The organism is Paenibacillus sp. sptzw28 (genome assembly GCF_019550795.1).
Classification (GTDB): domain Bacteria; phylum Bacillota; class Bacilli; order Paenibacillales; family Paenibacillaceae; genus Paenibacillus_Z.
Map to the genome: position 1 here is coordinate 2,213,712 of NZ_CP080545.1, position 12,867 is coordinate 2,226,578.

Annotated in this window: 10 protein-coding genes, 2 pseudogenes and 2 riboswitches; of the genes and pseudogenes, 7 read left to right on the top strand and 5 right to left on the bottom strand. The window is 50.9% G+C overall.

Features of this window, described 5'->3' with window-relative positions; genetic code table 11:
• Window positions 1-234: 234 nt before the first annotated feature.
• Complete coding sequence (locus KZ483_RS09725) at window positions 235-2,796, top strand: LamG-like jellyroll fold domain-containing protein (RefSeq protein WP_220353359.1); 2,562 nt, start codon at window positions 235-237, stop codon at window positions 2,794-2,796.
• Window positions 2,797-2,872: 76 nt separating this feature from the next.
• Here the strand turns inward: KZ483_RS09725 and KZ483_RS09730 are convergent.
• The 5 genes and pseudogenes from KZ483_RS09730 to KZ483_RS09750 all read right to left on the bottom strand — a co-directional run.
• Window positions 2,873-3,795, bottom strand: a pseudogene (locus tag KZ483_RS09730) (L-lactate dehydrogenase).
• Between the two features lie 135 nt (window positions 3,796-3,930).
• Window positions 3,931-4,815 carry a helix-turn-helix domain-containing protein gene (locus KZ483_RS09735; protein WP_220352454.1) on the bottom strand — a complete coding sequence of 295 codons (885 nt, stop codon included), beginning with the start codon at window positions 4,813-4,815 and terminating at the stop codon, window positions 3,931-3,933.
• Window positions 4,816-4,960: 145 nt separating this feature from the next.
• Entirely contained in the window at window positions 4,961-6,241 is a 1,281-nt protein-coding gene (locus KZ483_RS09740; RefSeq protein ID WP_220352455.1) for a glycoside hydrolase family 27 protein, read from the bottom strand.
• Between the two features lie 26 nt (window positions 6,242-6,267).
• On the bottom strand, window positions 6,268-6,540 hold the full coding sequence (locus KZ483_RS09745; RefSeq protein ID WP_220352456.1) for a hypothetical protein: 273 nt from the start codon (window positions 6,538-6,540) through the stop codon (window positions 6,268-6,270).
• A 221-nt stretch (window positions 6,541-6,761) separates the two neighbouring features.
• Window positions 6,762-7,079: pseudogene (locus tag KZ483_RS09750) on the bottom strand (spore germination protein); the annotation flags it as partial.
• A gap of 137 nt (window positions 7,080-7,216) precedes the next feature.
• A riboswitch (cyclic di-AMP (ydaO/yuaA leader) is annotated at window positions 7,217-7,409 on the top strand.
• A 101-nt stretch (window positions 7,410-7,510) separates the two neighbouring features.
• Window positions 7,511-7,675: riboswitch (cyclic di-AMP (ydaO/yuaA leader) on the top strand.
• Between the two features lie 119 nt (window positions 7,676-7,794).
• On the opposite strand from KZ483_RS09750, the gene KZ483_RS09755 reads away from it, so the two are divergent.
• Genes KZ483_RS09755 through kdpC form a run of 6 tightly spaced genes read left to right on the top strand, consistent with a single transcriptional unit; the run spans window position 7,795 to window position 12,797 of the window.
• Window positions 7,795-8,205 (top strand): DUF4218 domain-containing protein, encoded by a 411-nt coding sequence (locus KZ483_RS09755; RefSeq protein WP_220352458.1) that lies wholly within the window; start codon window positions 7,795-7,797, stop codon window positions 8,203-8,205.
• A 12-nt stretch (window positions 8,206-8,217) separates the two neighbouring features.
• Entirely contained in the window at window positions 8,218-8,328 is a 111-nt protein-coding gene (locus tag KZ483_RS09760; RefSeq protein WP_220352459.1) for a DUF2681 domain-containing protein, read from the top strand.
• Window positions 8,325-8,402, top strand: a complete 78-nt coding sequence (gene kdpF, locus KZ483_RS29110; RefSeq protein WP_220353360.1) for a K(+)-transporting ATPase subunit F — start codon at window positions 8,325-8,327, stop codon at window positions 8,400-8,402. The genes KZ483_RS09760 and kdpF overlap by 4 nt, the downstream gene beginning before the upstream one ends.
• A gap of 29 nt (window positions 8,403-8,431) precedes the next feature.
• A complete protein-coding gene (kdpA, locus tag KZ483_RS09770; protein ID WP_220352461.1) occupies window positions 8,432-10,111 on the top strand; it encodes a potassium-transporting ATPase subunit KdpA in 1,680 nt (559 codons plus the stop codon).
• A gap of 24 nt (window positions 10,112-10,135) precedes the next feature.
• The gene (gene kdpB / locus KZ483_RS09775) at window positions 10,136-12,166 is read left to right on the top strand and encodes a potassium-transporting ATPase subunit KdpB (RefSeq protein ID WP_220352463.1); all 2,031 of its coding nucleotides are present in this window, start codon (window positions 10,136-10,138) and stop codon (window positions 12,164-12,166) included.
• 22 nt (window positions 12,167-12,188) lie between these two features.
• Window positions 12,189-12,797: a potassium-transporting ATPase subunit KdpC gene (gene kdpC, locus KZ483_RS09780; RefSeq protein WP_220352464.1), complete on the top strand. Its 609-nt coding sequence runs from the start codon at window positions 12,189-12,191 to the stop codon at window positions 12,795-12,797.
• The last annotated feature ends 70 nt before the right edge of the window (window positions 12,798-12,867 follow it).

The window sequence follows — 12,867 nt, forward strand, 5'->3', positions numbered from 1 at the left end:
CGGGGCTGGTGGCTTTTTTTATGGGAATTTAATATTAAATGTTGTGATTGAGGTTTTTCAATATTCATAGTATTATTAATTTGTTGGTAATAACATTAACAAAAACATTATTTGTAAGCGCTTTATAAACTAAAGCCGAATTGGGTGACAAGGAGGTATTATTGTTTTTTTTGAAGGCAGGAAATGAATGTATTCCATTAAAAGCTGGCAATGAGAGGAGAACAATGAATGAGAATGAGCAAAAGCTTGATGCGCAGATTTACACTTCTTTTCTTAATGTTTGTATTAATGATACCAAGTATCATAGTGGCAGAGGGGATGGAGAGTACGAGTAGTCAGCTTAGCGATAATAGTAACAAGCCCTATGTTGATGAGCAAGGCGCAGTTCCGGTATTTCAAAACGTTTCCGTTCACGACCCTTCGATTGTTAAAGACGGCGATACATTCTACGTCTTCGGTTCGCATATTGATGCTGCAAAGTCAACCGATTTGCAGAGCTGGACCCGGTTTACGAACGGTTACACTACGCCGGGCAATGTATTATACGGCGATCTTTCTTCCAATCTGGCGGGTTCTTTTGCCTGGGCCGGTGAGAATGATTCCGACAGTAAGGGCGGGTTTTCCGTTTGGGCTCCGGATGTTTTCTGGAATAAGGACTATATCAATAAAGATGGAACGATCGGCGCGTACATGATGTATTACTGCGCATCGTCCACATATATTCGATCCGCGATCGGCTATGCGGTATCCAAGAACATAGAAGGACCTTATACGTACGGCGATACTGTCGTATATTCCGGTTTTACGAGAGATCAGGCTTACGATAACAACAGCGTGATTAACAAGAAATGGTCGAATACGAACATTCAGGCGCTTATTGATAGCGGTACGCTTAAGGGAACAAGGCCGGAATGGTTTAATGCAAACGGATCTTATGCGAACAGCATGTATCCGAATGCGATCGATGCCAATCTGTTTTATGATGCGAATGGTAAGCTGTGGATGACTTACGGTTCGTGGTCCGGTGGTATTTTCCTGCTTGAAATCAATAAGACCACAGGTAAAGCGATATACCCGGGCGAAGACGGGACGACTGCCGACGGCAGACTGATCGACCGGTATTTCGGAACGAAAATTGCAGGCGGATACACGAAATCAGGGGAAGGTCCCTACGTCGTGTACGATAAGAATGCAGGCTATTACTACTTATACATGACTTATGGGTGGTTAGGCGCGGACGGCGGTTATAATATGAGACAGTTCCGCTCGACATCCCCTGAAGGTCCTTATGTTGATGCACAAGGATTGAATGCCGTCCTACCAGGCAACACGGATAATGCTCCTTATGGCAACAAACTGATGAGCAATTATTTATTTGATAGAAAAATCGGGGACCCCGGAACCGGAATCGGCGTCGGCTACGTTTCACCGGGTCATAATTCCGTATACCTTGATCCTAAAACAGGGCAGCAGTTCCTGGTTTTCCATACACGCTTCCCGCAAACCGGCGAATTCCACGAGGTTCGGGTTCATCAAATGTTTATGAACGAGAAGGGCTGGCCGGTGGTTGCTCCGTACCGATATGCCGGTGAGAAGCTTGACAAAGTGAACGAGCAGGATTTGATCGGGGAATATAAATTGATTAACCATGGAAAAGACAATTCCGCAGCGATCAGAAACTCGGTATTCATTCGTTTAAACAATGACTATACCATTTCCGGCGATGTGAACGGCACATGGAAGAAGACCAGCCATAACAAAGCGGAAATCACGGTCGATGGGAACACCTATTACGGCGTATTCGTGCGTCTGTGGGACCCAACCCTGGAACGCTATGTGATGACGTTCACAGCGATGTCGAATCAGGGTGTATCCGTGTGGGGAAGTAAGCAGCCGAATAAAACCGACCAGGAAATAGTCGCGGCTGTTCTGAATGATCTTAATCTCGGCGAGACGTCGAACGTCATTTCGAATTTGACGCTTCCCGCAGCAGGTACCCAAAACTCACAAATTACATGGCAGTCATCCGATTCCGGCGTTATAACGGACTCTGGAATCATCCATCGCCCGGAGGTCGGTTCGGATAGTGTAACGGCTGTGCTTACCGCAACCATCACCAAAGGTGAAGTAACCGCAACAAAGAGCTTTACAATTACGGTTTTGCCGTATCAGGCCGCCGGCCTCGCGGCTCATTATACATTTGACGATAACCTCAGCGATACGACTGAAAAATTCGGCACAGGAACGCCAACCGGTAATCGAATCGATAATTCAGGCGGCACAATAACTTATGCTGACGGTAAACTCGGTAAAGCTGCAGCCTTTGACGGAACTTCCGGTGTCCGTTTGCCGAACGGCCTGATCTCAAGCAATACGTATTCCGTATCACTGTGGTTAAAGCCTGAGCAGCTCACGATGTTTACAACGACTTTCTTCGGAGCCCGAGACAGCAGCAACTGGGTAAGCCTCGTTCCGAGCGGTCCCGTAGGCGGAAACACCATGGTCTGGTCCGGCTCGAGATGGTACGATGCTGTGGCTGGTATGACGATCAAAACGGGAGAATGGACCCATCTGGCTTTCTCCGTCGATAACGGGACAATCCATCTCTACGTTAACGGGGTAGAGAAGTTTACAGGGACGAATTTTCCGGATATCTTTACGGTTGCCGATGCCAGCTTCAGCTTGGGCGTGAACTGGTGGGATACTCCATATAAAGGCCTGATGGACGATTTGCGCATATATGAAGGGGCCCTTTCGCCGCAAGAAGTTGCAAATTTGGCCGGGATAAACGGATAACAGCTTAGATACACTTACGAAAGCAAATCGCCCTCCCTTAAGCCGTATCGGCCAGGTTGAGGGCGATTTTAGTTGATCATTGAAAAGCCAGCGGTTCGGCCGCGGCGCGGAGGACGGAGCAGGAATAAGCGAATTGTTCCTTCTCTTCCTGCGTGAGGTTTAGCTCAACCAGCTCCACGATGCCGCGCCGCGTCAATATCGCCGGCACGCCGGCACACAGACCGCTCACCCCGTACTCTCCTTCCAAAATGGCGGAGACCGCCGTTATCTTGTAATCGTCATTCAAGACGGACCTGACGATGTGCGCGATTGCATTGGCGATTCCGTAGTGTGTCGAGCCTTTTCGCTGCATGATTTCCCATCCGGCATTGCGTGTTTTGGCTGCGATTTCATCAAGCTTAATATGTCCGAAACGGTGGGGATGCTGGGCGAGAATATCCAGAATCGGCTTGCCCCCGATCGTTACGTGCGACCAGGCCGGGAATTGTGATTCACCATGCTCGCCGAGCACATATCCCTGAACGCTTCGGGGGTCGACAGGTAGAAACTCGCAGAGCAGCGTTTTTAGCCGCGATGAATCGATCGAAGTGCCTGTTCCGATTACTTGAGCGCGAGGGAGTCCGGATAGCTTCCATACCATGTACGTGACGATGTCAACCGGGTTCGCGGCAGCAACGAATATGCCGTTAAATCCGCTGTTCATAAGGAGCTGTCCAGCATACTAAGTCGGCTGTCGCTCGGATTCGGATTTGCGCCGGCGCATAGAACGACGATATCGGCATCGCTGCAATCCTCATAACCGCCCGCGTACACTTTCGTCCTGGTATGAGTGAAATCCATGCAGTGGGAAAGATCAAGCGCCTGAGCATAAGCACGTTCAGCCGTTCTGTCGATGAGCAGAATTTCGTCGCAAATCGACTGGTTCACCATTGAATAAGCGCAGCTTGCCCCGACAAAACCGACACCGACAACCGCCACTTTCCGTGTTTTGCTGCCCATTGCATGCTCCCTCGCTTTCCTGCTGACTCTGATTCCAGTATATGACCGGCCGCGGCTTCATTGTCACTATTATGTGAAAGAAATTAACATTGTAGAGACGAGTCTAATCAGCTTGTACCCGGGTAATACAGGCACTTAACCGAAGAAGAACTGATGGAAGGACAAACGATCGCGCCCATGCCGGAACTCGCTTGGCGAGCTGCCTGTCCATTTACGAAACACCTTCGTGAAATAACTGCCGCCTGCAAAGCCGACGGACCGCGCCACTTCATCTATATGAAGATCGGTCTCCCTGAGGAGCCGGATGGCATGTCCGATCCGAACCTTGGTCAAGTAGGTATTCGGACTTTGGCCGGTTACTTGAGTGAAACGGCGGACGAAATGATATTTGGACAGTTCCGCGTGTCCGCAAATCTCATCAATACCGATAATACGGTCATAATGCAGCTCAATCCACTCCGCGGCCTTCTTGATATTGGCCGGCCAATGATCCGCCGCTGTGCCTTGGCAGCTGAAACGAAGCAGCTCCATCGAGAATTGGTAGACGGTGGAGGAGGCATGGTAGGCATCGGAAATGACACCGTTTCTAGCATTCCGGTACATATACTGCAGCAGCTGGATAATCGGCTGGTCTTTTGGAATATGCGTGACCGAACCGAGCTGCCCTTTAATGTCGATCCAATAATCCAGAACCCCCGACGGCCGGATTAAGATAAACAGAAACTCCCACGATTGCCCGGAAGCCGGAAAGAAGTAACGGTGATCGCCTGGGATTTCGACCAGAAAGGCCGCGCCGGGACCGAGCTTGTGCGTCTGCTCGCCAATACGGATGCATCCGCTCCCTGCAAGCGTGTATTGAAAAAGCAGAAGGGGACCGTCAGTCCGTTTCAAGCCGTCCCAATTATAATCTGTTGATGTAATTCTTTCCTGGCCGATTGCAAATAATTCAAATAAGGGATGCGGGGGCTGTTCGGAAAAACGGAATCCGATGACCGAATAGTTGGAGGGTTGCTCCGTCATGCGAAAATCCTCCTTGGGACTCATTCATAATCTATTGTCTATGCAGATAGCGTATCAGAACAGCCGCCTTTTTTCATCCCGGCATACAGCAGGCCTGTCTCTTGTGGAGGAAGAGACAGGCCTGATTCTTGCACAGTGCAAATTTTTAAATCAATTTGTAAAGGGACGCTCCGTGAGGAGGGAGGTCTGCCTTCAGCGTATCCGTAACCGTACCGATATCCTTCCGGTTCCACAGATCCCTTGCCTGTTTCGGCGACCCTGCTCCTAATTGCTCGAGTGAAACGCTGACGGTCGCAGGTTCATCTCCGGCATTGAAAAGCGCAGCGTATATCGCCCCGTTATCATCTGAGGCAGTCCAAACGATACGCTCGCCGTCCCTATATACCTGCCGGGCACCGCTGCTGCTGCGGTGCATGGCCAGAACCTCTTCGTTCGTTAGCAGCGAAAGCGTCCATTCGTCATTGTCCCGCATCTCTCCGCCGAACATGAGCGGGGAACGGAAAATGCTCCAAAGCGTCATCATCGTGAGCTGCTCATCCTGCGTAAAGCGGGTCCAGCGGTCGGCGCCGCCGCCATCCACCGAACGGATGCCGAGATGCCCAAGCGGCAGCATGTCGCAATCCGGCCATTGTCCGGGGCCGACGTGCTCCGCCCACTTCTCGCACCGTTCGAACATGCCGTGCAGCAGCGGCCACAGATCCCAGAAATCGTCCGTCATCCGCCACATGTTGGCGCCAGCGATGAAGACGGAAGCGTATTCAAGCGGCGCCGGACCCGGAGAAAGACTTAACACCATCGGGCGGCCGCAGTTGTCGATTGCCTTGCGAATCAGACCGATTTCTTCTTTATGAATATGATAAAGGCGCGAAGCCGCGATATCGTCCACTTTGACGAAGTCTACGCCCCATTCGGCATACATCCGAAACAGGGAATCGTAGTAGGCCTGGGCTCCTTCTTTGGAAGCATCCACGCCGTACATATCCGTATTCCACGGACAGATCGAGTTCGTGTGGGCGATATCTCTGGCTGTAGCTGAAGTTCCCATTACAGGAGTGTCAGCGTGAACGGCTTGCCGCGGAATTCCGCGCATAATATGAATGCCGAATTTAAGCGATAGGCTGTGCACATAATCTGCGAGCGGCTTGAACCCAAGTCCGCCGGCTGCGGAGGGAAAACGGTTTGCGGCAGGTATAAGACGCGAGTATTCATCCATCTCCAGCGGAACAAAAGGCCGGTATTGGGAGGAAACCGCACCCGGCTCGTACCACTGAATATCGACCACGACGTACTCCCAGCCGTGCTGTTTCAAATGATTCGCCATATATTGCGCATTTCCTCTGATTTCCTCTTCACGTACAGCTGCTCCATAACAATCCCAACTGTTCCATCCCATCGGCGGTGTGAGAGCGATTTTCTGATGCTTCATGTCATCCATCCTTTATGCTAGAAGTTTTACTCCTTCAAGTGTAAAACAAGGAAGGCGACGTTTCCACCGTAATGTATTGCTCCAGCTTGTAAAATATTGCTGTCACACTCGGCAATGGATATATCTCCGGGCATTTTCGGATAACCTATCGGCTCTTCCGACACCACAAGCGTCAGCGTGCAGAGTAATACGAAAACGATACGCTCCCTTTTTAAACGGCGATTTATTTTGGGCCACTCATATAAGCCGATCAAAAAGAGAATAAAAGCAACAGACAATACCTTTGCCGTTACCAGCATTATTTCCCTCCATCCTTTTTTACAGCTAAAGGCGGCACGTATTCGCCTGGTCGTGCAATGTTCACATGGATATCATAATCGGTTTCGACCTGCCGGAACTGAGTGCCCCAGTTGTCCCGTGTCTGTTTCCAAATCTGAGGATATATTTGTTATAAAAAGCATCCGCATAGCCAAGAACGTCCGTATTGGTCTCTTTGTACCCGCGCAACCGTCTCCTTCGCCAATGGGGCAGAAATAAGCCCAGCCATTACCGCCGCTTCTCCGATAACAATCGCGCCGACAATACTCACCGCTGCCCCCACTTGCTTCGGGAGCCGTACTCCCGCTTCGCGAAGCGCCTCAAACGTCACTTCCATTATTAAAGCTTCGATAAGAGCCGGAAACGGCACCAATTCGTGGGCCGATGCGAAGCTAAGGATCAACTTTGTGGGCAGCATCTGTTGGTGAAAGGTCGTGATGGAGATATAAAAAGAAGGCAGGGTGAAAGCGGCAGTACCACAATGAACCATTGTTATAAACCGAAGAGATAATGAGATAGAGAGAGCGTTATAGAGTTCCTAAAAGATGTAAGCGCTGCAATCGATGCACGTGTGATGTAAAGGCAGTTTGCAGCATGTTAGTTATATTTACAAACCGACAGAGGAGGCGTAATATACGATTCATGAATTGAAATATTTTCATCAAATCGCTGAGTTTCCGTTAAGGAAAGCGGGGGAACCATGTAATGACGGCTTTCGATGTGAGAGTCGATAATCCGTCATTTGGGGTGAATCCTGGAGGAGCCAACTGACAAGGTTGCTTCTTCGGGTAGGGCTACTCTCACAGCCCGAATCCGGCAGCTAACCTCGTAAGTGTAGAAGGACAACATTCTGTTTCATTTCAGAATCTGGTTCTTCATTGTTGGGAGGATGATCTTGTGACTTTATCGGCCGCAGGGTAGATTCCCTATGCGGTTTTTTTTATTCAGCAAACGTCTTTTTCGCTGAATCCCTCTAATAAAGGAGGGAACGGGGGACCCGAACGGATTGTCTTATAATCCATGGGGTGAATCGCCCGGTTGCATGGCAACCAGGCGTAGGGCGACTCTCACGCCCGAATCCGGCAGCTAACCTCGTAAGCGTACCAGAGAGAGGCAACTTTTTAACGTGAATAGACACGGTTTTTTACTGTGCCTAGAAGCCGCGAGAAGAGTTCCTCTTCCAATGGCTTCTTTTTTGTTGCCTACTCCTGAAAACCAAGGAGGAGAAACGCGAATTGCAAGATTTGATTTTGGTTTCGGCGCCGAATATTCGAGGCGAAGACTTTATCAGGCAACTGAAAGACAAGCGTATTCCATTTGCTGTAATTACCCGCAATAAGGCGGAACATGAACGCATAATGACTCTTGGAGTAGAGCGCATCATAGCGGTAAATACAACCAAGGAAATTACATGGGCTGTTCCGGAGTTTCGGATCGGAAAGGTATATTTGTTTGAAAGCAGTCTTAACCTTTGCTGCCGGTATATACAAATATGCCGCAGCTGGACGACAAAGCCGATTTATGTCATAACGGACAGCTGCAATCCGAGGCTCGTATACAAAGGGCTTGGCGCCAATTATGTCATCCATACCAGCAGTAACGATATCTCTTTCCTTATAACCGATGATCTGTTGTCAGATGCGTAAAGGAGGCTTAATATGCTTGACCTATATATGATTTTGCTGCTTGGCGGCGCTTTTACATTATTCTACGGTTTTCTATCCTGGTGCAGCCAAGTCATTGATGAGGCAGGTGGAGAGCAATTATGATTGCAGTCTTGATTTTTACGTTATTTATTTTTCTTTATCTGGTTTATGCCTTGATTAATCCTGAAAAATTTTGATGATCAGACCGTTCTAAGGAGGTTGCCGGATGGGCATTTTGCAAATAGTGATCGTCTTGGCGGTGATTGTTTTACTAGTCAAACCGCTTGGGACGTACGTATATCATGTTTTTTCAAACGAGCCGAATCGCTTGGATAAACTATTCGGACCTTTCGAACGCATCCTGTATACGCTGATTGGCCTCAAGCAGCGAGCCGGCATGACATGGAAAAAGTATGCGCTCAGTTTTCTGCTAATGAATATCGTACTTGTTGCAGTCAGCTATGTGATTTTGCGTTTGCAGCAAGTGCTGCCGTTGAATCCTAACGGTATCGATAACATGGAGCAAACGCTGACGTTTAACACAGTCATCAGCTTCATGACGAATACAAACCTGCAGGATTACAGCGGCGAGACGGGGCTCTCTTACTTTTCACAGATGATCGTTATCATGATGATGATGTTCACATCGGCGGCGACGGGTTTCTCGGTTGCGATCGCTTTTGTTCGCGGTTTGACGAGCAAAGGGGAGACAATCGGCAACTTCTTCGAAGACTTCGTGAAGGCGCACACGCGGATTTTTATTCCGGCTGCCCTCATTCTCACGCTTGTAATGGTGGCGCTTCATGTGCCTCAGACGCTGGAACCGACGCTTAGCGTGACAACGCTTGAGGGCGCAGCGCAGCACATCGCGATCGGCCCGGTTGCATCGTTAGAGTCCATCAAGCATTTGGGCACGAACGGCGGCGGTTTCTTCGGAGTCAACTCGGCGCATCCTTTCGAAAACCCGAGTCCGCTGACGAATGTAATCGAAATTTTATCGATGTGGGCGCTGCCTGCCTCCTTGCCTTATACCTATGGTTTGTTTTCCAAAAACCGCAAGCAAGGCTGGGTCATATTCGGTGCAATGATGTCCATGTTTATCGTATTCCTTGTCATGATATATGCTGCAGAACTACGCGGCAACCCGGTGCTGAACAAGCTTGGCATCGACGCCTCACAAGGCAGTATGGAAGGGAAAGAGGTCCGTTTCGGCATTGCGCAATCGGCGCTATTCACGGCCGTTACGACCGCCGCAACAACCGGTTCGGTCGATAACATGCACGACACGCTCACGCCGATCGGCGGACTCGGAGCGCTTGCTCAAATGATGCTCAACTGCGTATTTGGCGGCAAAGGCGTCGGCCTTGTGAACATGCTGATGTATGCGATTTTGGGCGTGTTCCTTGCCGGGCTCATGGTTGGCCGGACGCCGGAGTTCCTGGGCCGTAAAATTGAGCCGCGAGAGATGAAGCTGATCGCCGTCGCGATTCTGACGCATCCGTTCATTATCCTTGTACCGACGGCTATCGCGTTCTTGACTGATCTCGGAAAAGGATCGATTACAAATCCCGGATTTCACGGCATTTCACAGGTGCTTTATCAGTATGCATCTTCCGGGGCGAACAACGGCTCCGGCTTCGAGGGGCTTGCCGATAACACGCCGTTTTGGAATATTTCAACCGGGATAGTCATGCTGCTTGGCCGGTATGTTTCCATGATCGCTATGCTGGCCGTGGCCGGTTCGCTAGTCCGCAAGCAGTGGGTGCCGGAGACGGTTGGGACGTTCCGGACGGACAATGGCTTGTTCATGGGTATCTTGATCGGAACAGTATTGATTATTGGAGCGCTGACGTTCTTGCCTGCTCTGGTCCTCGGGCCGATCGCAGAGCAATTGACACTTCGCTAACGGAACGGATGAGGTGAACCGACAATGAGCACGAATCGAAGACCGATGCTATCCTCTTCTATCGTACAGGGTGCGGTAAAAGACAGTTTTATCAAATTAAATCCGATCACGATGTTGAAAAATCCGGTCATGTTTGTAGTTGAAGTCGGTACGCTTGTCGTACTGTTGATGACCGTTTTTCCATCCTATTTCGGCACGGGACACAATGTCGGGTTTAATTTGACGGTATTTGTGATCCTTCTGTTTACGGTGTTGTTCGCCAATTTTGCCGAGGCACTCGCTGAAGGACGAGGTAAAGCGCAAGCAGATTCGCTGAAGAAATCGAAAAAAGAAATGACGGCCAATAAGCTGGCCTTGGGAAGCGTGAAAGTCGTGTCATCCACCGAGCTCCGCAAAGGAGACATCGTCATCGTCTCGCAAGGTGAAATGATACCTGGAGACGGAGAAGTAATCGAAGGTCTCGCTTCCGTTGACGAGTCGGCCATTACCGGCGAATCTGCCCCGGTCATCAAGGAGGCCGGCGGCGACTTTAGCTCCGTGACAGGCGGAACCCGCGTCGTCAGCGATCAAATCAAGGTGCGCATCTCAAGCGACCCCGGGGAATCGTTCATTGACAGGATGATCTCGCTGGTGGAAGGCGCCAAGCGGCAGAAAACGCCGAACGAGCTGGCGCTGAACACGCTGCTTACGAGCTTGACGCTCATTTTCCTGATTGTTGTCGTCACGCTCGCTCCGATTGCGAAGTATCTGAATATTGTACTTGATGTCCCTGTCCTTATCGCTTTGCTCGTCTGCCTTATCCCGACCACGATCGGCGGACTGCTGTCGGCGATCGGGATCGCCGGCATGGACCGCGTCACGCAGTTCAACGTACTCGCGATGTCCGGTAAAGCGGTCGAAGCCGCAGGCGACATCAACACGATGATTCTGGACAAGACGGGCACCATCACCTTCGGAAACCGGATGGCCGGCGAATTCATTCCGGTCGGCGGCGAAAGCGTCGAAACCGTAGCTGAATGGTCTGCCATCAGTTCAGTGAAGGACGAGACTCCGGAAGGCCGCTCTGTGCTGGAGCTGATGAAGAAACAAAATTTGAGCTTTCAGGAGTCGCTGGCATCTGGCGCGGAGTTTATCGAATTCAAAGCGGAAACCAGAATGAGCGGGGTCGATTTGGAGGGAGGCCGCAAGGTCCGCAAGGGCGCGGTCGATGCGGTGAAGAAATGGGTGTCGGCGCAGGGCGGTTCCATCCCGGGCGACCTCGACGACAAAGGTAACGCGGTTGCATCCGAGGGCGGGACACCGCTTGCCGTTGCCGTGGATAACCGCATCTTCGGCCTGATCTATTTGAAGGATACCGTAAAGCCGGGCATGCGAGAGCGGTTCGACCAGCTTCGCAAGATGGGCATCAAGACGATCATGTGTACCGGTGATAATCCGCTTACGGCTGCGACAATCGCGCGCGAAGCCGGGGTGGACGATTTTATCGCAGAAAGCAAACCGGAGGACAAAATCGCTGTCATCCGCCGCGAGCAGGCTGAAGGCAAACTCGTCGCGATGACCGGTGACGGCACGAATGACGCGCCGGCGCTGGCTCAGGCCGACGTCGGGCTTGCGATGAACAGCGGCACCGTCGCCGCGAAAGAAGCGGCCAACATGGTTGATCTGGATTCCGACCCGTCGAAAATCATCGAGGTCGTGTCCATTGGCAAGCAGCTGCTCATGACGCGCGGGGCGCTGACAACGTTCAGCATCGCCAACGATATCGCGAAGTATTTTGCGATCATCCCCGCCATGTTCACACTCGCGATCCCGCAGATGAACGCATTGAACGTGATGCATCTGGGCTCGCCGATGTCGGCCATCCTATCGGCGCTCATTTTCAACGCCGTTATTATACCGCTTCTCATTCCACTGGCGATGAAAGGTGTCAAATATAAACCGATGAGCGCCTCGAAGCTGCTTAGCCGGAACTTGTTTGTCTATGGTCTCGGCGGCGTGGTCGTACCGTTTATCGGTATCAAGCTCATTGATATGATCGTCCACCTTTGGGTTTAATCGGAAAGGAAGGAAATCTACGATGAATAAATCGGTAAGCCTGCCGGAACCGACCGGAGGTTCCTATGTAGTTGTTGCGGTAAGAGCAAGCATCGTGTTTATCGTACTCTGCGGCATTCTGTATCCGCTGGCGTGTACAGGTCTTGCTCAGCTGTTCATGCCTTACCAGGCGAACGGCAGCTTGATCAAGAACGCTGCAGGAGAGGTCGTCGGGTCCGAGCTCATCGGACAGAGCTTTACGGATCCGAAATATTTTCAGGGCCGCGTATCCAGCATCGGTTACAACGCGGGGGCGTCCGGTTCGAACAACTATGGGCCATCCAATCCGGATCTGCTCAAGCGAACGAAAGATTCGATCGAAGCTTGGAAGAAAGAGAACCCGGACGTCCCGGTAAGCAAGCTGCCAATCTCGCTCATAACAAACTCAGGTTCGGGGCTTGATCCGGACATCACGCCGGAATCTGCGAGCGTGCAAATTCCCCGGATCAGCAAACTGACGGGGATACCGGTACTGCGGCTGGAAGAGCTCGTCCGCAAGCAAACGGTTGGACGTGATTTGGTCATCTTTGGTGAACCCCGTGTAAACGTACTGAAATTGAATATCGAGCTGCAGCATTTAGTGGGTAAATAATAAAACCTGACCCTGCCTATACATCAATAGGCGGGGTACTTTCAGTTATGGGAGTGAGAAGCCGGGTGAT